The following is a 24,415-nucleotide window of genomic DNA, read 5'->3' on the forward strand; positions in this document are numbered from 1 at the left end:
TAGCCGCCGCAAGCGAGCGAAGCGAAGCGGCTGAGGGATGGATAGCAGTGGCGCGCAGCGCCAGACCGAGCAAAATGAGCGAAGCGAAATTTTGCGAAGGGCCGAGCAGCCCTGCGAGCTGCGACACAGCCCGACCCGACCATAGGAAGGGGCAGCCCCAAAAAAATATAAATTTCACATACCTGACAAAATAGTTTCTAATATGGAACACCAAATCAATAGCTGGGAAGAATACGAAAAAGTATATGCAGAAAGCGTAGCTAATCCAGAGGCTTTCTGGGCCAATGTAGCCGAAAGTTTTTCATGGAAAAAGAAATGGGATAATGTCCTTTCTTGGAATTTTGATGGCCCCGATGTCAAATGGTTTGAGGGGGCCGAATTGAATATTACGGAAAACTGCCTAGACCGTCATTTGGCCGAAAGAGGCGATCAGACGGCTATTATTTGGGAGCCCAACGGACCCAAAACCCCTGAAATTCGCTTGACTTATAAGGAGTTGCATGCCAAGGTTTGCCAGATGGCCAATGTGCTCAAGTCTTATGGCGTAGTGAAGGGCGACCGAGTTTGTTTGTACATGCCGATGATTCCAGAATTGGCTATTGCCACTTTGGCTTGTGCCCGTATTGGGGCCATTCACTCGGTGGTTTTTGCTGGTTTTTCGGCCAATGCTTTAGCCGACCGCATCAATGATGCGCAGGCCAAGGTAGTGCTTACTGCTGATGGATCTTTGCGTGGGGCCAAAGTGATTCCCTTAAAAGATATTGCCGATGAGGCGCTCAGTCATTGCCCTTGCGTAGAAACCGTTTTGGTGGCTAAGCGCAGCGATAAGTTTTGCCATATGCAAGCGGGCCGAGATGTTTGGTTGGGAGAGGCGATGGATGCGGCTAGTACGGACTGTCCCGCCGAAACGATGAGCGCAGAAGATATGCTCTTCATTCTCTATACTTCGGGCTCTACGGGTAAGCCCAAAGGGGTGGTGCACACTACTGCGGGCTATATGGTCTATGCCTATTATAGCTTTGTGAACGTTTTTCAGTATCAGCAGAATGATATTTATTGGTGTACGGCTGATATTGGCTGGATTACGGGCCACACTTACATTGTTTATGGGCCTTTGTTGGCTGGTGCCAGCTCGGTAATGTTTGAGGGCGTGCCTACTTGGCCCGATGCTGGCCGTTTTTGGGCCATTTGTGATAAATATCAAGTAAATCAGTTCTACACGGCCCCCACGGCCATCCGCGCTTTGATGGCCAAAGGCCTAGAATATGTAGCGCCTTACCGTCTGAACTCGCTCAAGGTCTTGGGTTCTGTTGGCGAGCCCATCAATGAAGAGGCTTGGCAGTGGTACAATAAGTATATTGGTAAGAATCAATGCCCTATTGTAGATACTTGGTGGCAAACGGAAACCGGCGGGATCATGATTTCTCCTCTACCCAATATTACGCCCCTCAAACCCACCTATGCCACTCGTCCCTTGCCGGGTATTCAGCCTTGTTTGCTAGATGCAGAGGGCAATGAATTGGCTGAAAATGATGTAGAGGGTTTGTTGGCGGTTAAGTTTCCTTGGCCCTCAATGTTGCGCACCACTTATGGCGATCACGACCGCTGTAAACAGGTCTATTTCTCGATGTTTAAGGACAAATATTTTACGGGAGATGGCGCCAAACGCGATGCCGATGGCAATTATCGGATCATTGGTCGGGTAGATGATGTGATTAACGTTTCGGGCCACCGTTTGGGCACCGCCGAGCTCGAAAATGTGATCAATGAGCATGATATTATCGTAGAATCGGCTGTGGTAGGCTATCCGCATGAGATTAAAGGCCAGGGCATTTTTGCCTTTGTGATTGTTCAGGAAGCATGCAGCCAAGAGGCTTTGGAGGCCGAGCTCAAAGAACTTATCAATACCGAAATTGGTCCTATTGCCAAACCCGACCGCATTCAGGTGGTTTCGGGCCTTCCTAAAACCCGCTCGGGTAAAATTATGCGTCGTATTCTGCGCAAAATTGCTAGCGGAGACGTGAGTAACCTAGGAGATACCTCCACTTTACTTGATCCCTCTGTAGTGGAGGAAATTAAGGAGGCTGTGCTTGGAACAGCATAAGCCCAATAGTATTTAGTTTTGTAGTTAGTTGTAGCGCCATGTAGTGAGGAACTGCATGGCTTTTTTGGTAACTATTTTTCAGATTTTGTTTTTTTGGGGCCTGCCGCCTTCGGCGGCCGGGCCCTTGCAGGGCTCGCAGGTCTGCTCGGCCCTGCGTCGCCTTCGGCTCCTTGGTCTGCCGCTTCGCGGCCCCCTTTCAGGCCCCTAGGCCGACTACTGTGAGTTGAAACCCACAGCAAGAATGGTATTGCTTCGCAATGATCTCTAAATGAGGGTTGAAACCCTCATGAAATTAACTTATCGGGCATCCTTTGATAAAAATTTCAGGCTAGTCAAGGTCTTTAGGCGGTTTAGCAGGCGGCGAAGCCGCCGCAGGCTGAGGGGCTGTAGCAGGGCCGCCGAAGGCGGCAGACCAAAGCGGCGCAGCCGCTGCAGGGCCGAGCAGACTTGCGAGCTGCGCAATGGCCCGACCCAAGGCCGAAGGCCGCAGGGGCAGCCCCAAAAAAGAAGAATTGTAACCATTAACATTTTTATCCTTATAATAAGGTATAGAATAATTCATCCCCTCCTAAACGCTAAGTTATGCGAAATTTACTTTCCCTCAGTTTATTTTTCTTTTTGCCTGTTGTGCTTTTTGCGCAGGACAAATACCAGCTTTTTTACGCTCCCAATGCCTATAGCTTGACCGCAAAACAGCAGGCCGATTTGAGCAAAATATTGCAGGCGCGCCCCTTATCGGTGCTAAAAATCCAGCCTTTTACAGATGATTTGGGAAGCGATATTGACAATGAGGTTTTGGCCGAGAATCGGGCAAAAACTATCATTCAGTTTGTGCAAAAACAGGGCTTCGAGCAACTACAATTTGAGCAATTGCCCTATGAGCGTCAGCCTTTGGATGCCAGCTTGCCTATAGCCGAAGCTCGGCAGCAGTTGCGCCGCATCGACCTTTATTTTTATAATGCAGAGGAATTTGAGGAGGTCAAAAACAAGGATGTCTGGACCTCTTTTTACAGCAAGCAGCGCAAAGAAGCACAGCAGTTCTTTAGCTTTTCGGCCCAAAAAGGAAAGTTTATTCAGGGCAAGGAGGGGATCCAAATTGACATTCCAGAAAATAGTTTTTTGGGGCCAGATGGTCGCCCTTATCAGGGGCAGGTCAGTCTAGTTTTGCAAGAGGCCCTAAGCATGAAAGACATGATTTTGCAAAACCTGAGCACCACCTCCAACGGAGAATTGATTGAAACTGGGGGCATGATTTACTTGGCCGCCAAGGGAGAAAATGGCGAGGAACTGAGTCTGGCCGAGGGCAAAGACTTGACCGTTGGTTTTCCGGGGGCAGCGGCCGCCTTGCCGGGTATGCAAATTTTTCAGGGCCCCAATACTGCTGACCCACATGCGGAGATCAACTGGCAGCCCGTTGGGAATCCTTTGGAGCTTTTTGTAGAAGAAAAACTGGATAGCACAATGAGCTTTAGCAAGGATTATTTTGGCTATAAGGAGGAATTGCTGTACTTGCTCAAAGAGCCCTTTTTGGCCAAGGAGAAAAAAGAAGTCCCAAAATCCTTTAAGCTAAGGAGTCCTCGACTAAAAGTGGAGCGCACTTTTGTCGCTTTTGAGGAGTACTTGGCCCAAAAATATCCACAAAAAGCAGGAGAGACCGAAGCGAGCTACCAGCGTCGAATCAGAAAAAAGAAGATCAAGCTGCGCAAGAAGTATAATAATAAAAAGCGCAGCTGGCGAAATAAATATAGAGCCTATCAAAAGGATAGCAGCCGCTATACCAGAGCCCGTAGCCGCTACGAAAAAGAGCAAAAGGCCTATAATGAGTTTTTGAACAGAGAACATCAGGAGGCCCAGGAATTCCTAGCTTATTTGGAGGCCCTTAGCCATGAGCATTTACATGAGCTGCTAGATAGTTGTCTCCAAGAAATCCGAAGGAGCTACAACCCAAAAAGATATAATCAGGCAGGAAGCACAGTAGGTGGTTTTATGGAGTTGCTGCCTTTTTATCAGTATGATGCGCTGGGCGATTTTAAATTAGAAATAGAGAAGACCAAAGAACTCAATCCTGAGTTCAGTTACAAGAAAATTGATGCCTATGAAGAGGCTTTTAATCGTGCACTTGGTTTGTTTGAGAAACAGCTAGAACAGCAAAAAAACAACTGGGCCAAGCCGTTGAAAGATGAAAAAAAACAGGAATATTGGGACTGGCCCAAGGATATAGCGCAAGAAGAAATTCGCCTAAAATTAGCCGCTTTACTTAAGGATGAACGAGGCGGATTTACGCCCTTGGGTCAGAAAAAATATGCGGAAATCAAAAAAATGTTTTGGGCCAAAAAGGAGTATGTCAGCTATAAACAATGGAAGACCAAAGCTTATAGCAACTGTATTTTGAATATGCAGAAGATCGAAGCCGAGCAGCAAAAGGCCAGTAAAGCCTGCAAAGATGTAGATAGTCTAGCCGCTGAGGTTTTGGCTAAAAAAGAGCGCTATGGTTTATTGCAAAAAGAGGAGAAATCAAGAGAAGTAGTGAGGCAAATGAAGATTTCTAATCTTGGCTGGATCAACTGCGACCGATTTTTTATGGAAAAGGGCGCAAAAATGGATTTGATCTTGGCCTCGGCCTCTACCTATGCACAATACTTCCTAATATTTAAAAATATCAATGGAATTATGCGGGCTAACCATCGGGCTACCTTTAAAAATGTCCCAGAGAACTATGAGGCTAAACTGATTGGCATTAAGCAGTTTGGCGACCAAATAGAATTTATGGAGGTCGAAGATAAAGTGCTTGAATTAGACAAAAAATATTTCCCTTTCCAAAAAGTGAGCGAAAAAGAATTAGCGGCCAAATTGGAGGCCCTCTAAAGTTTTAGCCATCCCTAGGGATGGCTTTTTTTGGGGGCTGTCTCCAAAAAAAACTGTAACAAATCGCAGCTTCACCCACTATATCTTAGAGAAACATCATCTTATAGCTAAAACAGTGAGCCTATGCCCTATCTACTCAGTTTCAGTTTATTTTTCTTTTTGCCTGTTTTGCTTTTTGCGCAGGACAAATACCAGCTTTTTTACGCTCCCAATGCCTATAGCTTGACCGCAAAACAGCAGGCCGATTTGAGCAAAATATTGCAGGCGCGCCCCTTATCGGTCCTAAAAATTCAGCCTTTTACAGATGATTTGGGAAGCGATATTGACAATGAGGTTTTGGCCGAGAATCGAGCAAAGACCATTATTCAGTTTGTCCAAAAACAGGGCTTCGAGCAACTACAATTTGAGCAATTGCCCTATGAGCGTCAGCCTTTGGATGCCAGCTTGCCTATAGCCGAAGCTCGGCAGCAGTTGCGCCGCATCGACCTCTATTTTTATAATGCAGAGGAATTTGAGGAGGTCAAAAACAAGGATGTCTGGACCTCTTTTTACAGCAAGCAGCGCAAAGAAGCACAGCAGTTCTTTAGCTTTTCGGCCCAAAAAGGAAAGTTTATTCAGGGCAAGGAGGGGATCCAAATTGACATTCCAGAAAATAGTTTTTTGGGGCCAGATGGTCGCCCTTATCAGGGGCAGGTCAGTCTAGTTTTGCAAGAGGCCCTAAGCATGAAAGACATGATTTTGCAAAACCTGAGCACCACCTCCAACGGAGAATTGATTGAAACTGGGGGCATGATTTACTTGGCCGCCAAGGGAGAAAATGGCGAGGAACTGAGTCTGGCCGAGGGCAAAGACTTGACCGTTGGTTTTCCGGGGGCAGCCGCTGCCTTGCCGGGTATGCAAATTTTTCAGGGCCCCAATACCGCCAACCCCCACAACGACATCAACTGGCAGCCTACAGGCAGTCAGCAAATTTGGAATGAAGCGGAAAAAAAGGGCCGAATAGCCCCCCTCGATAGCAGCTATTTTGCAGAGAAGGAAGAGCTGCTGTATTTACTGAAAGTGCCTGTTTTGTCTCAGTATAGCCGAGACCGACTCAAGCCGTTCAAGCAGCCTCTACCTCGCTTTAAGGGGGAGCAAAGCTTTATGGAATTTGAGGAGTACTTGGCCCAAAAATATCCACAAAAAGCAGGAGAAACCGAAGAGAGCTACCAGCGTAGAATCAGAAAAAAGAAGATTAAGCTGCGCAAGCAGTACAATAAGAAAAAGAGTAGTTGGCGAAAAAAATATAGAGCTTATCAAAAGGATAGCAGCTACTATGTCAAGGCCCTCAGCCGCTATGAGGCTGAGCAGCAGGCTTACCATGAATTTTTAGACAAGGAGCATCAGGAAGCTAAGGAACTTTTGGCTTATTTAGAGGTCTTCAGCCATGAGCATTTGGCCATGCTTTTTTTTAGAGAAAAAGAGCGTTTGTATACGGTTTTTGATTTAGATGATTATGGTCGACATAGTTCGATTTTAGGCGGTTTTCAGGAGCTTTTACCCCTCTATCAGCTCAAAAAAAAGGTCGATTTTAGCCTAGAAATAGCTGCTACCAAGGAGTTGCAGGCGGAATTAAATATGCGGGCTTATGAAAAAACCATGACTATCTTTATTGGATTTTTAAATAGACATTACAAGCATGAAAAAGAAGGCTGGGCCAAAGAAATTAGAACGGGAACTTCTGGCTCGAATGTTTGGCTGCGTTGGGATGAAGGCAAGGAGATGCAGGCCTTAGTGCTCAAGTTGGAGAGCTTGATTCGGGGAGAAGGCGATAGATTTAGCCCTAAGGGACATAAGGACTACCTGAAGCTAAAAAAGGAGATAAAAAAGATATTTGAGCTCGATAATAAGCATTGGGGGTTTCGTACAACTGCCTACAGCGACTGTCTGCAGCTGAGTCTAGAAGCAGAGGCCGAACAGCAAAAGGCAACTCAGCTTTGCAAACGGATAGATAGTCTAGCCGCCGAAGTTTTGGCCAAAAAAGAGCGCTATGGCATCTTGAAAGAAGAGAAGGCATACAGAAAAATGTTGAGCCAAATGAAGGTTTCTGGCCTCGGCTGGATCAACTGTGATCGCTTTCGGGAAGAGGGCATAGAAAAAATGAATCTGACGGTTGCCAAGGCCTCTAGCAATGCACAGTATTTCCTGATTTTTAAAAATATCAACGGAATTATGCGGGCCGATCATCAGGCAAGATTCAGAAATGTACCTAAAAACTATAAGGCTAAACTTATAGGTATCAGGTATTTTGGGGATCAAATGGAGCTTATGGAGGTGGAGGACAAAATTTCTGATTTATCCTATACGGCTGCGCCTTTCAAAAAGCTGAGTCCAAAAGAGTTAGCCGCCAAATTAGAGGACCTTTAAGATTTTATTTTTTTGGGGCTGTCCCGCCCTGCGGGCGGGTCGCTACGCTGCGGGGCTTGGGTTGACCCACTTTTTATAGCGGTGTCAATTTAGGGATCGATATCCATCATACATAAATATGAATCTCTCTAATCCTAGTCCTATTTTTTTGACGGATACGGCATGCCTAGTTTTCTTCACTGCGCCATTAAATCCGCCCAACCTCGCTATGATCCAATAGGCCCAAGCTATTGATTTAGAGGTAAATGGGTTACGCAAAGAAGGGCTTTGGCTTTCGCCTTTTAGATATTGTTTAAATATAAGATCTAAGACTTCTACTTCATCTTCTGTGAAAATAGAGGTTGCTGGAGTCTCATTATCTTGGTTAAGTCCAGCTTCTTTAAGCTTAAGGACCTTGTCAGATGCACTGATTGCCATAAGTATCATTTTGCGGATAGCTTTACCTGTTTTTAAACATATGTTTTCAATATCAAAGCCATCTGATTTTAAATATTTAAAGTATGTTTCAATTAACCACCTCTTGCGGTAGCAAAGAACAAGCTCTAAGAGCTCTTCTTCGCTGTTGATTTCTTCATTTGTGAGTAAGCGCCAACTGATGGTTTCATCATCATGATCTTTTTTTGTTCGGCTTCTTTTTCTAGCGGCAGATTTTGAAAAACCTTTGCCCTTTTCAAAGACCTCAATAACATTGATTGTCATTGGTTTAGGCCTTGGTTCGCCAAGAACATACTTACAAGATTTGGGAACGGCAAAAGTCACTTTTTTAGATCGAATAACTAGCTTCTTCCCGTTAAGTTTTTTACGGCTACTCTTGACCGTTTCTGTCGTCTCAAAGTCTGCTGGATAATGTTCAAAGACATCACATAATGGAATCTTTTTGCCATCCTCCCAAATCGTTGCTCGTCTATCTGTTCGAGACCGAATCAAGAACTTAATATGCTGTCTGAAAAAACTTTCCATCATAGGATAAACATCTCCTTCTCGATCACAAACATGTAAAATATCAATTAGGTCGTTAATTATTTTTAACGCAGATTCTGTCTCTTCTACATTTATTTTCCACCTCGTAATTTCACCTCTAAAATGACCCGTATTTCTATTTTCAGCCTCCTTACAAGTTACTCTATTTTTATATCGATTATAAAGCTGAATACCTCCTAAGCCATGATAATGAAAGCTTTCTCGACCATATAGTAGAGCCATGTGAAGAAATACAGACAAATTTGTTTCCCGACCTCCAGGGCCTAAACCCTCTTTGTCGGTTAGTCTATTTCTTTGCTTGTTCAGTACAACTTCAGAGGTGTCGTGAAAGGCCAGAAGCTTTTCTTCAACCACCTTCATAGACTCCCTACTTTTGCCAATAAACTCAAATTGAATGTATTCCTCAGTAAGATTTTTGTTTGATAACAACCTCATGAAAGCCTTACGGTCTGCATCAGTTTTTGCTACATTTGTTAAATGTGGGTTAGGATTATTTTTTAGACTCTCTACTAATCTATAACATACTCTTACTGATTGCTTATTTAACATAAATGAAGATACATTTGTACTGTCCATATAAATCTTGATTTAGAGCTAATTTAAGCTTATTTTTAAAAGTGGGTCAACCCAAGGTTGCGCAGCTCGCAGGTCTGCTCGGCCCTGCAGCCGCCTTTGGCGGCTGCGGTCTGGCCTGCGGCCACCCGCTCCGCATCGCTCATCCGCTCCTCTTTTTTCCTTGGGCTTAGGCGGGTGGCTTCGGCCCGCTTGGGCAACAAAAGTTGGCCTTTTCTTGGCCCTATTGCCAGTTTTTTAATAGCTTTAGCGCTCATAAAAAAAACAAAGATGAACTATCTAGTATTTGATTTGGAGATGACGGGCACCGAGCCTGGCTGGCATGAGATTGTACAAATTGGGGCCGCCATTTATGATGAAAATTGGGAGAAAAAAAGCAGCTTTTTAACCAATGTCTATCCCGAAAATGAGGAGAGCTTTTCGCTACCTGCCTTAGAAGTACATGGCCTAACCCTAGACATTCTAGATGAGGCCCCTATGCTACATGAGGCCATAGAAGCTTTTGAAAACTGGGCCGTAACTACTGTTTTGGGCCACAAAAAATGGCAGGAACATCAAAAGCCGGGGGCACTCAAGCGCCTAGTGGTCTGCGGGCAAAGTGTGCATTACGATATCAACTTTTTGCGTTTTGCCTATATGGACCTCAAGCAGCCTTATCCCTTCTCCTTCAAAACCATTGATTTATATCAGCAAGCCTATTTCTTGTTTCGTTTGCTCCGAGAAAACGGACAGCCTACTTCTAAGGGCCTTAGCCTAGGCGCCCTATCCGAGTATTTTGGTTTGCAAAGAGAGGGCGATATGCACAACGCCCTAGAAGATGCAGAATTGACCGCAGCCTGTTTGAAGGAAGTCTTTAACTATTTGCCCAAATTTAAGTACGATCCAGCTTAAAGAACTGGAAAATCTGATCGATAATAAATTGCTGTTCTTGAGCTTGGAGCTCAAAAAAGAGGGGGAGCCGCAGCAGGCGGTCGGCATAGCGCTGGGCCTGTGGCAGTTTGCGGCCATCGTGTTTTGGTCCATAAAACGGACTAGCATGTAGGGGGAGATAATGAAAAACAGCATGAACGCCAACGGCTCTGAGCGCTTGTATCAGGGCCGTTCTTTCGTCTAGGCTCCTGCAAATAAGGTAAAAGAGATGGGCGTTATTGCTGCTGTGTTCTGGAATATTAGGCAGTTCGATTAGGCCTTTTTGGGCCAAAGGGAGTAGGGCTTCAAAGTAGCGGTTCCAGCGTTCTTTGCGGGCATTTTGGATCAGGTCGAGCTCTTCCAATTGGGCAAAAAGGAAGGCGGCCACGGTTTCGGAGGGCAAAAAAGAAGAGCCGAGGTCCACCCAGCCATATTTATCGACCTCTCCCCGAAAAAAGGCGGCTCGGTTGGTGCCTTTTTCCCAGATGATTTCGGCTCTTTGGGCCAGTTTTGGGTCATTGATGGCCAGCAGGCCGCCTTCTCCAGCAATAATATTTTTGGTCTCATGAAAAGAGAAGCAGGCCAATTGGCCAAAGCTGCCGAGGGGCTGCCCCTGATAATAGCCATCAATGGCTTGGGCGGCATCTTCGACCAGGGCAATTTGGTACTTTTGGCAGAGGGCCATAATCTCTTGCATGGGGCAGGCCATGCCCGCATAATGGACCAGCACCAGGGCTTTGGTTTTCTCGTTAATCAGGGGTAAAATCGCTTGGGGATCGAGGTTGGGGTGTTGGGCCTGAGAATCGACAAAGCGGATAATGGCCCCACGGAGCACAAAGGCGTTGGCGGTAGAGACAAAAGTATAGGAGGGCATAATAACCTCATCGCCGGGCTGGATATTGAGGAGCAGGGCAGACATTTCGAGGGCATCGGTGCAGGAGGTGGTCAGCAGGCATTTGTGGAAGCCATAGCGGTTTTCAAAAAAGCTTTGGCAGGCCTTAGTAAACTGGCCATTTCCAGATAATTGGCCCGATTGGACGGCTTGATAAAGGTAGTGGGCTTCTTTGCCGGTGAGGTAGGGCTTATTAAAGGGTATTTGCATTTTGGCGAGAGATTAAGAGCAGGGATGGAATTGGCCCAGCGCTGGCCGCAGAAGGCCTCTTTCGGTAGGTTAAAACCCACCGCAAAAATGGTATCGCTTTGCGATGATCTATGAATGAGGGTTGAAACCCTCATGAATTTAACCGCGGGCCCCAAAAAATAAAACTCAAGATAAAAAAAGGGCTGACCAAAAATGGCCAGCCCACAGACTATTCACAAAAATCAAACTATCCTTATTTGGTCTCGAAGAGGACGGATTTGGCTTTACGCACCTTAGCGGCATGTTGCAAACCGTCTTCTTCATGGCGGTAGCCGAGGGTCGCGATCACAGAAGTGGTCCAGCCCTCTAGGCCCAAAATCTCATCAAATTGGGCGGCATCGAAGCCCTCCATGGGGCAGGCATCCACCTTGAGTTCGGCAGCGGCGGCCAGCAGATTGCCTAGAGCAATATAGGTTTGCTTGGCCATCCAGCTTTTGGCGCCTTCTTCGGTTTGCTTCAAAAGGGCGCCCTTCATAAAGTCGCTATAATCGTTGAGTACAGCGGGATCGAGGCCGCGAGTATCGGCAGTGAGTTGGATAAACTCCTCGATATGTTCGGCAGTCAGTGTAGTGGGCGTAGTGAAAACGAAGAGCTGAGAAGCGTCTACGATTTGGCTTTGGCCCCAGGCTGCGGCTTGGAGTTTTTTGCGTAGTTCGGGATCTTGGACATCAATAATTTTGTACAACTGTAGGCCATAAGAAGAGGCCGACAGCTGGATGGCCGTTTTGATTTCTTCTAGGGTTTCGGCAGCAATTTTTTTGCTCGCATCAAATTTTTTGGTGGCATAGCGCCATTTCAAATTTTCGACTAAAGACATCTTGTTATTTTTTAAGGAGGTAGAATATATTAGTGCATTGGGACCTCCATGAGGAGGATTTTGGCTTCTTTTGTGGCTTGGAGTTCCAGCTTTTGGGTATTCCAAACGCCAAGGCCATCTCGGCGATCTAAAACTGTTGTGCCGGCCTTAATTTGTCCTTCGAGAACAAAAATATAGAGGCCATTTTCGGCTCGTTTAAAGTTGTATGTTTGTTGGTGGCCGGCCTCCCAATGGCCTAGATGAAACCAGGCATCTTGATGCACCCAGACGCCCTCATCATTTGGGGAGGGCGAGAGGACCTGTAGGAGGTTGTTCTTCATTTTTGCCCGATCCAGCTTAATTTGGTCGTAGCGGGGGCTAACATTTTTCTTATTGGGCAGCAGCCAAATTTGCAGAAAGCGGACCTCTTGGTCGAGCTTTTTATTTTTTTCGGAATGGAAAACGCCTGTGCCGGCAGACATCACTTGGAGGTCGCCTTCTTGGATCAGGGCAATATTTCCCATACTATCTTGATGCTCAAGGTCGCCAGAGAGGGGGATCGAGATGATTTCCATATTATCATGAGGGTGGCGGCCAAAGCCTCGGGCGGCGGCTACTTTATCGTCATTTAGCACTCTGAGTGCGCCAAATCCCATGCGTTCGGGGTTATAGTAATTGGCAAAACTAAAACTGTGGTAGGTGTCGAGCCAGCCGTGATTGGCATGTCCGCGGCTATTCGCTTTATGCAAAACGGTTTTCATTTTTCCTATTTTTTGTTGTTCGCCAGCATCTGCTGGAAGGTGATTAAACCCTAGCTGTTCTGGCCCCTTTGGCTCAGATTGACCTATTTTGGGGGCAGCAAAGAGCCCCAAACTGCCCAATCCTAATGCTTTTAAAAATTGTTTTCGTTTCATCTGCTGCTAATTTAATGTATATACATCAATTGTAATAACAATCTTGCGAAAAAGTTGAGGAGAGCTTCATTTTTTTTAAAATTATTTGGGGGAGGTTGTTATTTTGGGGCCCGCGGCCGGCTCGGCTTCGCCTCGCTTGGCCGCCGCTATGCTGCGGGGCTCACAGGTCTGTTCGGCCCTTCAGGCTACACTTCGTTTCGCCTTTGGTCTGGCCTACGGCCACCCCTGCGCAGCGCTGGGCCGCTCAGCGGTCTTTTTTCTTTTGGGTGTTCTTCTTCGGCGGTTTGGGGCGGTTTTGGGCTGAAGCCCATGGTTGCTATAAATGATATGGGCCGATGGTTTGGGCACACACAAAATTCTGAACGGTTTCTCTTTTTTTTTATTAGCTGCTTGGACTTATATTGGATGGCCGATAAAAACTATAAAATAGGTGGTTAGAATGAAACTGTTAAAAATAGCAATTTTAATATTTAGCTTTTGGGGCCTCCAATGCTGTAGTAGTCCTTCAGGAATAATTTACGCTACAACAGCAAACTATGTTCTTGAAATAGTTTGCGGTAATAATATTGCAGTTTCTCATGGAAATGTCATTAACTTAAATCACTCCAGTTGTGAAGATTGTTATATCAAAATAAAATCTAAAAAGGCTTTAATTGCTACCGTTAATGGCTGTGAAAAGGCTGAATTGCGACAACTAGTAAGCAATAATATTTTAACTAGCGGTTCTTTATGGAGTTCTAAAGAGCAAAAAAAGATCTCTTTTAGAAGATTTAATGGAGACTGTAATATGAATTTATATAGTATTATTGATTTAAATGTAGGTGATTATAATAAAAAGTTTTTAATAAAACATTTTGAAGATATTGTTTGTTTTGGTGAAGAAACCAAAAAGGTAAAGACATATAGTAGAAATAGTTTTTGTGCAAATGGACTGTTGTATTTTGTCTTGTTTGATGAACAGCTAGAGGTTTACCTAGAAAAAATAATAAATAACAAGAGTAGCCTAATTAAGAAATATGAATTTCATAGTACCGAGCCTAAAATTTTGATTAGTAATTATGATGTAGGAGAGTATGTAATGAATTTTTACCTTGAAGGGAAGAAAAAATATACATATCATTTTTATTTGAATAATTAGGTGCTTTTTTATACTAGGGGCCTCCCGCCTTCGGCGGGCGGTTACTCTCTTTGGTCGTCGAACTGCGGACTAAATTCCTTGTTGTTGCTTCGGGGCTCGCTGCTCGCTGCTCGCTCGGCCCTGCGCGGGCTGCGCCCGCTGGGTCTGGCCTTCGGCCATGGCGGCTTTGCCGCTATCTGCAGCCTAAAGGCCGCAGCCAATCTTGTTGGGCCATCATCTTTCTTGCCGCAGCGGCTTAAAAGCCCCTGCTTTGTTTATGGAAAGAAGGTATTATGTTTTCAGGTCCTGCGGCTTTTAAGCTAAAATTAGAGGTTGCTAAGGCTACTAATATGGGATAAATAACAATAATGCAAAATCTAAAGAAATAGGAGCATGGAATTTCTAGACGTAGAATATAAGTCTTTAATTAGGGCAAATAATGGTAAAGTCCATCGTGCTGGAATTATTTTTTCATTTGGTGCGGACTATAATGCAGCGAATATGGACAAAGAGGAAACTACTGTGTTTTTTACTTCAGCCCTTGAGTTTAACTACGGAGGAAAATGGTCTGGGGCAATATCCTCAGCCGTAGCGTATTTTTCAGATGTTTTTTTTAAAAGGGAGAAATACAATGAGTTATGGTTTGAAGTAGTAGATGTGAGTTGGTATCAAGTAGATACACACTTCAATATTATGATGTATACAACAATAGCTGCTTTGTGTAGAGAAACCTCAATTTCAATTCCAGGCCTAGCGTTTAATGCTGAAACAGGAATGCTTAATTTACCTAGCCAATAGCTTTATTACTTATCTTGTAAGTGATTGATTGTTAGTGTTTATTTGGGCTGATAATGAAAGGAGCTGTTCAAAATTTGAATAGGTATCATCAATACTCCTTACTTATTCATTTTAAAGTTTAAGGCCTAAGCCTTATTGCAAAGTAGCTTACTGGCCGCTCGGCCCTTCGGCCACCCCTGCAGTTCAGTTACTCCCTTTGGTCGTCGAAGACGCCCTAAAGGCTTTGTTGTGGTCGTTTGGCCTTCGGCCATGGCGGCTTTGCCGCCTGCCATTCATCGCCTAGGGACAAGCCCCTAGGCTAACCCCATGGAGTCAGCCCTAAAGGGCCTCAACTGCTTATATAGCTGGCCTTGCTCATCTGTTTTGCAGAGAAGGGCTATATCCAAAGGCCCTCGCAGAGGGCTGTCTGAAAAAGCTAGCCTAGGGGCTTGTCCCTAGGCGCAGGAATGCGAAGGCTGAGATTTTAAAATTCATAAAAGGTACAATTACAGATAAAGAACAGTATGATTTTTTTCTTAAAAATCTAGAGGTAAAATGCCCTTACCCCCAAAATTAGGACAGTAGTTTAAGGTGGAAAAACGCAAGAAAAAAAGTCGTATAATGAAGCACTAAATTACAAAAGAGATGAGAAAGAAGCGCCGTAATTTCAGTTCTAAATTTAAGGCAAAAGTAGCCTTAGAAGCGCTAAAAGAGCAATTGACCTTGGCAGAATTAGCGACAAAATATGAGCTACATGCAAATCAAATATCGGCCTGGAAGAAAGAACTTTTGGCCAATAGTTTTTTGCTTTATGAAAAAAAGCGAGGGCCCAAAGTGGATGCTGATGAAGAAAAAGAAGCCCGTTTATATGAGCAAATAGGCAAGTTGCAGTTTGAGCTAGACTGGCTTAAAAAAAAATATAGAGGAATGTGATGAAGCTTTAAGACTGAGCCAAATAGCAGTATTAGAAGGACTTAGCATAGCTCGGCAATGTGAGTTAATGTCGGTTTCCCGATCAAAATACTACTATCAAGCTGTGGGCGAAAGTGCAGAAAACTTAAAGCTGATGCGTAAAATTGACGAGTTTCATCTGTCACATCCAGAATGGGGCTACCCTAGGATGACCGAGTATTTAAGGGCCTCAGGCTTGACTTGTAACAAAAAACGAGTTGCTCGCTTGATGAAAAAGATGAATATTCGATCTGTTTTTACCTAAGCCAAACACCTCATTATCAGCTAAAAGCCATAAGAAATACCCTTATTTACTTTCGAGGCCTAAAAGTGAGCCGTTCAAATGAAAGTTTGGGCAACTGACATTACTTATATTCCTATGCAAGCGGGTTTTATGTACTTAACCGTTTGTCATGGATTGGTATAGTCGATATGTTTTGAGCTGGCGGATTTCGAACAGCATGGATAAGCGATTTTGTCTAGAGGCTCTGGACGAAGCTTGGAAATGGGGGCAGCCAGAAATATTTAATTCTGATCAAGGAGCCCAATTTACTTCTCTAGAATTTACGTCTGAGTTGCTCAACAGAGGAATTAAGATCAGCATGGATGGAAAAGGCCGCGCCTTAGATAATGTGTTTGTAGAAAGATTATGGTGGTCCGTAAAATATGAGCATATTTATTTGAGAGCTTATGAAAATGGTTTAGATTTACACAAAGGACTTAAAGAGTATTTTAATTATTATAACAATCACAGGCTTCATAGTTCTTTAGGATATAAAACTCCTCAAGATATTTTTCTTCAGCATCTTCTCTAGGGAGGGGAGCTAGCTCCCCTCCCTGAAGAACCTCCACCTTAAACTAAGGGACTTTCTGTTTAAGCATTGGGGTAGGCGCAAAATATGTTGGAGAAGATGGACTTTTAAAAACCTTTTAATAGAAATATAGCATGGAATTAGGAATAGATTATATGGTAGAACCTTCAGTAGAAGTACTAACCAAAATATTAGAAAAACTCTATCATAATCCATTTATAGAGCAATGGGAAAAGGTGGCATTCAGTAATCCAGACTATAGTGTGGATACCATTTGTTATACAAAAAAAACACATCAAACAGGAGAATGGGAAGTTTTAGAGAATGCACCTGTTGTGGAAGATTTGGATGATATCAATTGGGCCAAAGAACATGATGTTCAACTTATCGCCAAAACAATTTATCTTCCTCAATGGGAGGCTTGTTCATTTAAGATGTATGGAGACTTTGGGTATATTAGAATGATGGTAAACAATAAAAGTAAATTCATTCGGTTTGATTTATTTTTTGAGGATGATTTTGCCAAAGATAAAACAGCAGCCATCTTAGACTATGCTTGGGAGATGTATCGAGTTGTGGAGGGCGATAATATGTTTCTTATACATCATAATTTTAAGCGATTCTATCATTTTGCAACGAATGATATTATCGAACCTCCTATGGGAATGGGGCTTTTTTGGGCAGTGGTCAAGAAAAAGTCTTCTTATCAGAAGTATGTGGACAAATCAGCCCTACTCTCTATGCCAGCCTATAAGGTGAAGGAGTTGGAGAATGATTCGGTTTTTATTCAATATTATGAAGACCCTTGGGAATATAATAGTCCAGAGGCGATTGAGTATCAGCGGCAATGCTCGGCACATATTATAGAGCATCTTAATTCGGATTGGGATGAGTGGAAGGCCTTGCTGCCTTCTTGAGGGGAATAGCTCGGCAGTGGTCGGGCTTTTTTATTTATGAATAGTCTGCTTATCTTGAACAATCCTGCCCTTACCCCCAAAATTAGGACAGTAGTTTAAGGTTGAAAAAATGATGAAATGTCAAAAAAAGAACTTATTAACTTGATTAAGCTTTTTGAAGCGATGGCACCTCTTATGAACAGACTACTCAAAGAGACTTACAAAGAAGATATTTCGCCAATTCTTGCTTATACAAAGCATTTAATTCCGCGTTCAGGGTTTATAGAAACTGATGAATTATCTTTTAAATACCAGTTTCATGGGAGAGGCTGTAAATTTATGCTAGGTGATAAAATAATAGATATAAATTATTATGGAGATGAATTTACTTATCAAGGATTTAGCTCTGGGGGCTTATACCGATTCTACGAAACTAGTAGTAAAGGTCCTATTTTAGGTAGAGAGGAATTTTACGATTTATTCAATAAATTGAAAGATCAAGGTTTTATAGGCCAGAAAATACCTCCTCTAGGAACATACTATTTGAAGTAGTTACTACAAGTTGTATCTGACGATTTTAGAAAAAGGAGAGGTAAAGAAAAGCGTCTTTTAGCGGCTGGGCCGTTTTGGGCCTATGCAAGCTGGGGGGCTAAAGCCCTTCTTTGCTTTCTTTATGGAAAAGAGGGGAGTGGGTTTTAGCTAAAAAATACTAAGGATGAAATATTTACCTCTGTTTATAGCTCTATTGTTCCTTGCAGTAACGCTTAGTTGTGAAAATAAAAATAATAGCTCAAATCAACCTAAACCAGACAATAAACGCTATGACCAAACGGAGCATGAAAAAAAATCAAATTGGGTTGGAAATGGAGGGATTGCAAAACTAGACTCTTTTGTAAAGGAGGAAGTTCCTTTACTAATTGGCTCGGATTCTATTTTTTATAAAAAAAATGATATCGCTCAGGATTGGACTGCTGTTAGACTGGATTTAGAAAGAAAAACTGTTCTTGATGGCAGGCTGAATTTCCAACACAAATTTTTTGTAGCAAGTAAAGATACTATTATATGTTATGGGATGACTTATCTGGGGGCAGTAGCCAGTAAAGAAGGAGAGCTCTGTAGCCTACCCGTAAGGTGCAACCAAAAAATACTATACATCTAACATCGTCCTTTCAAAGTCATATGGGCTAATATTTCCCAGACTTTGGTGGGGACGATTAAAATTGTAGTGCTGAAACCAATTTTGAATTTCCTCATTTAGTTCTTCTAAAGAGTGGAACCAAGATAAGTTTAAACACTCTGTTCTCAAAGTTTTATTTAATCGCTCAATAAATGCATTTTGGGTAGGTTTTCCTGGCTGGATGAACTTTAATTCAATATCATGTTTTTGGGCCCAAGCAGCTAACTTTTTAGAGATGAATTCTGGCCCATTATCGCAACGAATATAGTCAGGTTTACCTCTGTAATCCAGTACTTTATCAAGTACATCAGTAAGCTTTTTTGCAGAGATACTTTGATGGGCTTCTGTCCACAAAGCTCGCCTTGAGGTCTCATCCATAATGTTGATAATTCGGACCGATTTCTTATCTGAGCTCATGACCCAATCGCTTAAAAAATCCATAGACCAACCCTTATTTACCTCCTTGGGCAAAGAGATAGGTTCAAATTTTCGGCGAATACGCTGACGCTTTGGGCGCTGTCTTAAGTTTAATTTTTCTCTCTTCCAGATTCTATACACCTTCTTATGATTGAAGATAACACCTTGATTTCTAATGTAATGAAAAACCTTCCAAAAGCCCCAAGCTAAATATTCTTTCGTGACTTCATGCAGTAATTTAGCGATTTGATCATCGACTACTTCTGGCCGATGACCTGACTTTCGTTTATAGTATGTTTGACGACGAAACCCCAAAACGACACAGATTCGACGCACACTGTACTTCTTGGACAGCTCGTCTATGACTCTTTCTTGTCTTTTGGGGTTAAGTGCTTTTTTGCCATTACATAGCCCTCTTCTAAAATTTCATAATTCATGCTTAAGTCTGCATACATCTTTTTTAAACGAGTATTTTGGGCCTCTAATTCCTTGATTAAACGCTCTTTATCGTCAACTTCTTGCTCTTTGGATCTTTTCCATTTATAGAAAGTGGCTGGGCTTATTTGGTGCTTTCTACACAAATCTGCCACGCTAAGGCCGCTGTCGTGCTCAGCTAAAATTGATAACTTCTGCTTTTCCGTGAATTTACTTTTTCGCATCCTTTTAGTTTTTGTTCTTTAAGATAATTATTTTCTATAACTAATGGTTGCTTTTTTGGGCAGGCTACAAGCTCCATTTTGTAGATGGCAATATGAGTAATAACATTAACTACAGAGCGTACAGTTGGTTATTTATAGGAGATGAAGCTGGGAAAAAAATAGGTCAATACAATACGGGGACAAGAATGCAGCATCCACAAAGATTTTTAAAAGACGGAAATATTATTTTTCAAGATACCACCGACAATTGTTATTTGAGAACATGGATAAATTTCAGAGATTCTATTCCAAATGAAATTTATATTTTATGTACATTTGAAAATGGGGGGGACCTTTACGCTTTTGAAAGACCTTAATGGATGATTTACTTTAGTAAAGTATTAGGATTTAGAGCAATTTATGTTTTTTGGGGCCTCCCGCCTTTGGCGGGCGCTACGTTTCGGGGCTCGCTGTTCGCTCGGCCCTGCGCGGGCTGCGCCCGCTGGGTCTGGCCTTTGGCCACCCCTGCACATCGCTAGGCCTGCGGCCCTAGGGGCCTGCTATATGGGCCTGTAGGTTGAAACCTACAGCCAATTAACGAATGCATTTTTGTGTTCAATGGAGGGTTGAAACCCTCCACAAATAAACATCCTATAGGCTGGCTAAATTATAAATGTAGCTGCTATGGATGTAGGATGTTTTTTGTTGGATAGGGCTGGTTTTTAGCCTGATAACCCAGCTCGTAGGCGGTTCAATTAATGAGGGTTTCAACCCTCATTCATAGATCATTGCGAAGCAATACTGCTGTTGTATGGCTGCGGGTTTCAACCTGCAGCCACAGCGAGCAGGCCCGAAGGGCCGCAGGCCTAGGGGCCTGCAAGGGTGGCCGCAGGCCAGACCGAAGCCCGAAGGGCTGAAGGGCCGAGCAGACCTGCGAGCCCTGAAAGGGCCCGGCCGCCGCAGGCGGCAGGCCCCAAAAAAAACAGCCCCAAAACAAAAAATTGCTTTGGAGCTGCATCCTGAAATTCAATAAATGGAGCTTAGCTGCCAATGAGCATACCCGCAATAGTAGCCGTTAGAAAACAAGCAATTGTTCCCCCAATTAAGGCCTTAACGCCAAAGGTAGAAAGCTCTTTGCGGCGAGCCGGAGCAATGGCGCCAATTCCCCCAATCTGAATACCAATAGAGGCAAAGTTGGCAAAACCACAAAGGGCGTAAGTGACAATAATTTTAGATTTCTCACTGATAATATGCTCCACTTTGGGAATATCGGCATAGGCGACAAACTCATTCAGAATCGTCTTTTTACCCAACAACTGCCCAATGACTACCATATCCTCTGAAGGGGTGCCCAAAAGCCAGGCAATAGGAGAGAGCAACAGCCCCAACATATACTCCAAATTGAAGCCCGTAAAACGGCCAGCCGTACTTTTTTCAATGTACATATTGAGCGTGATGCCCTGTACATCAAAGGCTTTTCCAGCTACTTCTGGATTGTTTTCCTCCATCAATAACCAATTGGCCGCCTCGGCATTCCAACGTAAAACGGTATTGGCTGGTAGGTCATTTCCGCCAAAAAACTGAAAGCTTCCGCTGTCCGCAGACCAAGCCACCAACTCGCCAACGCTGCCACTAACCATGCTGTTGAGCAAGGCCATGAGGGCCGTAAAAACAAGCAACATGGCCCCTACATTAACCGCCAAACGCAGCCCGTCTGTGGTGCCCTTAGAAATAGCGTCGAGTAGGTTGTCGCCCACCTGCTCTCTAGGGATAGTAATCGTTCTGTTGATGTCTTCCGAGGTTTCTGGATAAAGCATTTTGGCCGCCAAAATAGCCGCCGGTGCCGACATGATCGAGGCCGTGAGCAAATGCGTGGCAAATTCCTGACGAGCCACCGGATCATCGCCCCCCAAAAAGCCAATATAAGCCGCAAGTACGCCCCCGGCAATGGTCGACATCCCGCCAACCATTAAGCACATAAGCTCCGATTTCGACATTTTGTCCAAATAAGGCTTGATAATCAAAGGGGCCTCGGTTTGCCCAATGAACACATTGGCCGCAGCGGCCAAACTCTCGGCCCCCGTCAAACGCATGATTTTGCTCATCCCCCAAGCCAAAACATAGATAATGGCCTGCAAAATGCCCAGATAATAGAGAATAGCCGAAAGGGCCGAGAAGAAAATAATAGTGGGCAATACCTTTACCGCAAAGATATAACCCACCGATTGTGTATCGAGCAAGCCCCCAAATACTAAGGCCGCTCCCTCATCCGTAAACTCAATGACCATCACAAAAAAACCAGAGAGAAAGTCGAAAATACTCCGAACTTCATCCACATACATAATGAGGGCCCCTAGTGTAATCTGAGAAACGAGAGCGACGCCCACTAGCCGCCAATCAATCGCTTTGCGGTTGTTGGATGCCAAAAATAGAATGAGTAATAAGACCGAAATCCCCAAAAGGCCTCTTAAAATATCCATGTTGCTTTGACTCTAAAAGAGGGAAATCCCTCCTGTGAATGTAAATAAAATGTAAAAGCCTCTAATTTATTATTATTCAATAAATTAGAGGCAATTTAATTAGTCCCCTAATCAACTTCTTAACATTGGCTTAACCCTTTGTTAAAAGTTGTTCGGAAAATAGGAAACTATCATAAAAGCAACAAAAAAACAGCTGTAAAACAATGCGCCTTTAAGCTTTTTGCAAGCGGTCCAAAATTCGACTGCTGGCAAAAACAGCCTCTTGCTGGCGTATGGACTCCTGATGAATGGCTTGAATTAACAAACTGATGAATTCTTGGGCCAGTTGCAAATCCTGCGCCTGCCCACAACGATCTTTGTAAATTTCGGCCCAACGCTCCAATTGCAAAATGCTAATTTGCTTCTCATATTTGTATTCCCCAATCTGCCGAACGAGCTGCATCCGCCTAGCCAAAACCTTCAATAACTGATGGTCCAAATAATCAATTTCTTTGCGCAGCTCATTCAAATGGCAAAGGAAATCAGGATCAGAAGATGCCGCCCGCAAGGGCTCTAAGTTCCCTAAAAGTTCCTCCAAATCTGCAGCATTAACTTGCTGGGCCGCATCACTCCAAGCTTGCTCGGGCTGGCAGTGACTCTCAATCATCAAGCCATCAAAGTTCAAATAAAGGGCCTGCTGGGCCAATTCGCCCAATAATTCTCGCTTGCCCGCAATATGACTAGGGTCCCCAATCAATTCCAAATTGGGCCACTGCCGCTTCAACTCAATCGGCAATTCCCAAATGGGCGCATTGCGGTAACGCTGCTCCCCATAAACCGAAAATCCCCGATGAATAGCCGCTATTTTTCGAATCCCCTGCTGGTAAAAACGCTCAATCGCTCCCATCCAAAGCTTTAAATCTGGATTGATCGGATTTTTGACCATCACCGGCACATCTTTGCCCGCCAAGGCCTCGGCTAAGGCTTGCACCGCAAAAGGATTGACGCTGGTCCGCGCCCCAATCCATAAAATATCTACCCCAGCCGCCAAGGCCAATTCTACATGCTCCGGCTGCGCCACTTCCACACAAATCGGCAATCCCGTCAATTCCTTGGCCTTTTGCAACCAAACTAATCCCTCTTTTCCCACTCCCTCAAAGGAGTTGGGCCGCGTCCTAGGCTTCCAAATTCCCGCCCGCAAAATATGTACCTGCCCAGTTTGCGCCAACTCCAAACAACTGCGCAATAACTGCTCTTCGGTCTCGGCACTACAAGGGCCCGATATCAAAATCGGCTGCTCTTCCGCAATCGCCTCCAATCCAATTCCCCAATCTCTTATCTGTATAAAATCCATAGTTCTCAGTTTAAAATCCGCTGCTTTTCTTCTTTAACGTTCTGCTTAGCTGCAAGTTTCAATTTTTATTGAAAGTAGTGAAACTTTAAATTTTTTTCCCCTTTCGACAAGTTTTTTCCAATTTTTTTAAGGATTTTTAGGGGCTGCCCCTCCTTGCAGTCGGGTCGGGCTGTCTCGCAGCTCGCTGATCGCTCGGCCCTGCAGCGCTTCGCGCTTTGGTCTGGCCTGCGGCCACTGCTGCCCATCCCTCAGCCGCGTCGCTTCGCTCCTTTGCGGCGGCTTCGCCGCCTGTAGGACGCCCACAAAACTAGAAAAAAGAAACCGATAATGATTGCTAAAATAGAACATCCCGAAAAAGGATCGCTAAAGATAGATTTTCAATTTTTTTACGATTTGGCCCGCCCACTTTCGGCCTCAGCCCAAAATCCCCGCGCCTGGCATTGTGGCTGGCCCGAAATGCAGCCCGTTAGGGCCGGTAGTTTTGTCGGCTCGGTCAAAATGGGCAGCTCGGTCAATTTTTTTAATGTCTCTTTTAATCCCCACGGCCATGGCACGCATACCGAATGCCTGGGCCACATTTCGGCAGAACAGCATAGCCTCCGAACTTGTTTAACTAATTTTAATGGCTGGGCCCGCCTGCATTCTTTTTTGCCCAATCCCAAAAATGGCCAATGGCAAATCACCGCAGATCAATTGGCGCCCAAACTGGAAAACTGGCCCAGCAATACGGCCCTCATTATTCGTACCCTCCCCAATGAGGAAGAAAAAATTAGCCGAAATTATTCAGGCAGCCATCCCGTCTTTATCGAAGAGGAGGCTATGCTGCTCATCCGCCAAGCCAATATCCCACACCTCCTTATCGATACGCCCTCTGTAGATCCAGAAGAGGATGGGGGCGCCCTTTTGGCCCATAAAGCTTTCTGGAATTATCCAGATGCACCCCGCTTTGGGGCCAGCATCACCGAGCTAATCTATGTGCCCAATGCCGCCCCAGATGGCGATTATTGGCTGCAACTGGGCGTGCCCGCCTTCGAGCTAGATGCCGCCCCCTCTCGCCCCCTTATTTATCCCGTCTTGAGCGAGGACCAATAAAAAAATGGCTGTCGATTTTTCGACAGCCATTTTTAC

At 44.3% G+C, this 24,415-nt stretch carries 19 protein-coding genes and 1 pseudogene; 12 read left to right on the plus strand and 8 right to left on the minus strand.

The genetic code is table 11. The features are described from left to right. The first annotated feature begins 202 nt into the window (after nucleotides 1-202). The 3 genes from acs (at nucleotide 203) to SGRA_RS15725 (ending at nucleotide 7,375) form a co-directional block, all read left to right on the plus strand. Entirely contained in the window at nucleotides 203-2,104 is a 1,902-nt protein-coding gene (gene acs / locus SGRA_RS15710) for an acetate--CoA ligase (RefSeq protein ID WP_015693767.1), read from the plus strand. 582 nt (nucleotides 2,105-2,686) lie between these two features. Next, nucleotides 2,687-4,969 (plus strand): OmpA family protein, encoded by a 2,283-nt coding sequence (locus SGRA_RS15720; RefSeq protein WP_015693770.1) that lies wholly within the window; start codon nucleotides 2,687-2,689, stop codon nucleotides 4,967-4,969. Nucleotides 4,970-5,092: 123 nt separating this feature from the next. After that, nucleotides 5,093-7,375 carry an OmpA family protein gene (locus tag SGRA_RS15725; RefSeq protein ID WP_015693771.1) on the plus strand — a complete coding sequence of 761 codons (2,283 nt, stop codon included), beginning with the start codon at nucleotides 5,093-5,095 and terminating at the stop codon, nucleotides 7,373-7,375. A gap of 84 nt (nucleotides 7,376-7,459) precedes the next feature. Here the strand turns inward: SGRA_RS15725 and SGRA_RS15730 are convergent, their stop codons facing one another. Next, nucleotides 7,460-8,905: an IS4 family transposase gene (locus SGRA_RS15730; protein ID WP_015693772.1), complete on the minus strand. Its 1,446-nt coding sequence runs from the start codon at nucleotides 8,903-8,905 to the stop codon at nucleotides 7,460-7,462. 294 nt (nucleotides 8,906-9,199) lie between these two features. On the opposite strand from SGRA_RS15730, the gene SGRA_RS15740 reads away from it, so the two are divergent. Further along, nucleotides 9,200-9,820: a 3'-5' exonuclease gene (locus tag SGRA_RS15740; RefSeq protein WP_015693774.1), complete on the plus strand. Its 621-nt coding sequence runs from the start codon at nucleotides 9,200-9,202 to the stop codon at nucleotides 9,818-9,820. On the opposite strand, the gene rffA is transcribed toward SGRA_RS15740, so the two are convergent. From rffA to SGRA_RS15755, 3 genes are all read right to left on the minus strand, one after another. Then, the gene (gene rffA / locus SGRA_RS15745; protein ID WP_015693775.1) at nucleotides 9,801-10,940 is read right to left on the minus strand and encodes a dTDP-4-amino-4,6-dideoxygalactose transaminase; all 1,140 of its coding nucleotides are present in this window, start codon (nucleotides 10,938-10,940) and stop codon (nucleotides 9,801-9,803) included. The genes SGRA_RS15740 and rffA overlap by 20 nt on opposite strands. A gap of 232 nt (nucleotides 10,941-11,172) precedes the next feature. Then, on the minus strand, nucleotides 11,173-11,796 hold the full coding sequence (locus SGRA_RS15750) for an NAD(P)H-dependent oxidoreductase (protein ID WP_015693776.1): 624 nt from the start codon (nucleotides 11,794-11,796) through the stop codon (nucleotides 11,173-11,175). Between the two features lie 29 nt (nucleotides 11,797-11,825). Further along, nucleotides 11,826-12,536: a pirin family protein gene (locus SGRA_RS15755; protein ID WP_483475596.1), complete on the minus strand. Its 711-nt coding sequence runs from the start codon at nucleotides 12,534-12,536 to the stop codon at nucleotides 11,826-11,828. Nucleotides 12,537-13,128: 592 nt separating this feature from the next. Here SGRA_RS15755 and SGRA_RS15765 point away from each other — a divergent pair. From SGRA_RS15765 to SGRA_RS15800, 6 genes and pseudogenes are all read left to right on the plus strand, one after another. Continuing rightward, a complete protein-coding gene (locus tag SGRA_RS15765; protein ID WP_015693779.1) occupies nucleotides 13,129-13,827 on the plus strand; it encodes a hypothetical protein in 699 nt (232 codons plus the stop codon). Between the two features lie 372 nt (nucleotides 13,828-14,199). Then, nucleotides 14,200-14,604, plus strand: a complete 405-nt coding sequence (locus SGRA_RS15775; protein ID WP_015693781.1) for a hypothetical protein — start codon at nucleotides 14,200-14,202, stop codon at nucleotides 14,602-14,604. A gap of 624 nt (nucleotides 14,605-15,228) precedes the next feature. Then, nucleotides 15,229-16,349, plus strand: a pseudogene (locus SGRA_RS24335) (IS3 family transposase). 131 nt (nucleotides 16,350-16,480) lie between these two features. Then, complete coding sequence (locus SGRA_RS15790) at nucleotides 16,481-17,263, plus strand: hypothetical protein (protein ID WP_015693782.1); 783 nt, start codon at nucleotides 16,481-16,483, stop codon at nucleotides 17,261-17,263. 117 nt (nucleotides 17,264-17,380) lie between these two features. Then, nucleotides 17,381-17,794, plus strand: a complete 414-nt coding sequence (locus SGRA_RS15795) for a DUF6896 domain-containing protein (protein ID WP_015693783.1) — start codon at nucleotides 17,381-17,383, stop codon at nucleotides 17,792-17,794. Nucleotides 17,795-17,957: 163 nt separating this feature from the next. Beyond that, nucleotides 17,958-18,401 carry a hypothetical protein gene (locus SGRA_RS15800; RefSeq protein WP_015693784.1) on the plus strand — a complete coding sequence of 148 codons (444 nt, stop codon included), beginning with the start codon at nucleotides 17,958-17,960 and terminating at the stop codon, nucleotides 18,399-18,401. On the opposite strand, the gene SGRA_RS15805 is transcribed toward SGRA_RS15800, so the two are convergent. Both SGRA_RS15805 and tnpA read right to left on the minus strand, forming a co-directional pair. Then, entirely contained in the window at nucleotides 18,390-19,199 is an 810-nt protein-coding gene (locus SGRA_RS15805) for an IS3 family transposase (RefSeq protein WP_041329494.1), read from the minus strand. The two genes, SGRA_RS15800 and SGRA_RS15805, sit on opposite strands and share 12 nt — an antisense overlap. Then, nucleotides 19,196-19,495 carry an IS66 family insertion sequence element accessory protein TnpA gene (tnpA, locus tag SGRA_RS15810; protein ID WP_015691370.1) on the minus strand — a complete coding sequence of 100 codons (300 nt, stop codon included), beginning with the start codon at nucleotides 19,493-19,495 and terminating at the stop codon, nucleotides 19,196-19,198. Before tnpA ends, SGRA_RS15805 begins: the two co-directional genes overlap by 4 nt. Before the next feature lie 92 nt (nucleotides 19,496-19,587). Between tnpA and SGRA_RS15815 the strand changes: the two genes are divergently transcribed. Further along, the gene (locus SGRA_RS15815; protein WP_041329726.1) at nucleotides 19,588-19,851 is read left to right on the plus strand and encodes a hypothetical protein; all 264 of its coding nucleotides are present in this window, start codon (nucleotides 19,588-19,590) and stop codon (nucleotides 19,849-19,851) included. A gap of 663 nt (nucleotides 19,852-20,514) precedes the next feature. On the opposite strand, the gene SGRA_RS15825 is transcribed toward SGRA_RS15815, so the two are convergent. Together SGRA_RS15825 and SGRA_RS15830 are read right to left on the minus strand one after the other, a co-directional pair. After that, the gene (locus SGRA_RS15825) at nucleotides 20,515-21,954 is read right to left on the minus strand and encodes a NupC/NupG family nucleoside CNT transporter (protein ID WP_015693788.1); all 1,440 of its coding nucleotides are present in this window, start codon (nucleotides 21,952-21,954) and stop codon (nucleotides 20,515-20,517) included. A gap of 211 nt (nucleotides 21,955-22,165) precedes the next feature. Further along, a complete protein-coding gene (locus SGRA_RS15830) occupies nucleotides 22,166-23,287 on the minus strand; it encodes a chorismate mutase (protein ID WP_015693789.1) in 1,122 nt (373 codons plus the stop codon). 327 nt (nucleotides 23,288-23,614) lie between these two features. Between SGRA_RS15830 and SGRA_RS15840 the strand changes: the two genes are divergently transcribed. Continuing rightward, complete coding sequence (locus SGRA_RS15840; RefSeq protein ID WP_015693790.1) at nucleotides 23,615-24,379, plus strand: cyclase family protein; 765 nt, start codon at nucleotides 23,615-23,617, stop codon at nucleotides 24,377-24,379. Nucleotides 24,380-24,415 lie beyond the last annotated feature (36 nt).

The organism is Saprospira grandis str. Lewin, from assembly GCF_000250635.1.
Classification (GTDB): Bacteria; Bacteroidota; Bacteroidia; order Chitinophagales; family Saprospiraceae; genus Saprospira; species Saprospira grandis.

What these genes read in the sequence shown, in the direction of transcription:
- SGRA_RS15830 (WP_015693789.1), bottom strand. Translation starts at nt 23,287, where the DNA reads ATGGATTTTATACAGATAAGAGATTGGGGAATTGGATTGGAGGCGATT.
- SGRA_RS15800 (WP_015693784.1), top strand. Translation starts at nt 17,958, where the DNA reads ATGAAATATTTACCTCTGTTTATAGCTCTATTGTTCCTTGCAGTAACG.
- SGRA_RS15720 (WP_015693770.1), top strand. Translation starts at nt 2,687, where the DNA reads ATGCGAAATTTACTTTCCCTCAGTTTATTTTTCTTTTTGCCTGTTGTG.
- rffA (WP_015693775.1), bottom strand. Translation starts at nt 10,940, where the DNA reads ATGCAAATACCCTTTAATAAGCCCTACCTCACCGGCAAAGAAGCCCAC.
- SGRA_RS15815 (WP_041329726.1), top strand. Translation starts at nt 19,588, where the DNA reads ATGAGTAATAACATTAACTACAGAGCGTACAGTTGGTTATTTATAGGA.
- SGRA_RS15825 (WP_015693788.1), bottom strand. Translation starts at nt 21,954, where the DNA reads ATGGATATTTTAAGAGGCCTTTTGGGGATTTCGGTCTTATTACTCATT.
- SGRA_RS15765 (WP_015693779.1), top strand. Translation starts at nt 13,129, where the DNA reads ATGAAACTGTTAAAAATAGCAATTTTAATATTTAGCTTTTGGGGCCTC.
- SGRA_RS15795 (WP_015693783.1), top strand. Translation starts at nt 17,381, where the DNA reads ATGTCAAAAAAAGAACTTATTAACTTGATTAAGCTTTTTGAAGCGATG.
- SGRA_RS15740 (WP_015693774.1), top strand. Translation starts at nt 9,200, where the DNA reads ATGAACTATCTAGTATTTGATTTGGAGATGACGGGCACCGAGCCTGGC.
- SGRA_RS15730 (WP_015693772.1), bottom strand. Translation starts at nt 8,905, where the DNA reads ATGTTAAATAAGCAATCAGTAAGAGTATGTTATAGATTAGTAGAGAGT.
- acs (WP_015693767.1), top strand. Translation starts at nt 203, where the DNA reads ATGGAACACCAAATCAATAGCTGGGAAGAATACGAAAAAGTATATGCA.
- tnpA (WP_015691370.1), bottom strand. Translation starts at nt 19,495, where the DNA reads ATGCGAAAAAGTAAATTCACGGAAAAGCAGAAGTTATCAATTTTAGCT.
- SGRA_RS15790 (WP_015693782.1), top strand. Translation starts at nt 16,481, where the DNA reads ATGGAATTAGGAATAGATTATATGGTAGAACCTTCAGTAGAAGTACTA.
- SGRA_RS15775 (WP_015693781.1), top strand. Translation starts at nt 14,200, where the DNA reads ATGGAATTTCTAGACGTAGAATATAAGTCTTTAATTAGGGCAAATAAT.
- SGRA_RS15755 (WP_483475596.1), bottom strand. Translation starts at nt 12,536, where the DNA reads ATGAAAACCGTTTTGCATAAAGCGAATAGCCGCGGACATGCCAATCAC.
- SGRA_RS15840 (WP_015693790.1), top strand. Translation starts at nt 23,615, where the DNA reads ATGATTGCTAAAATAGAACATCCCGAAAAAGGATCGCTAAAGATAGAT.
- SGRA_RS15750 (WP_015693776.1), bottom strand. Translation starts at nt 11,796, where the DNA reads ATGTCTTTAGTCGAAAATTTGAAATGGCGCTATGCCACCAAAAAATTT.
- SGRA_RS15725 (WP_015693771.1), top strand. Translation starts at nt 5,093, where the DNA reads ATGCCCTATCTACTCAGTTTCAGTTTATTTTTCTTTTTGCCTGTTTTG.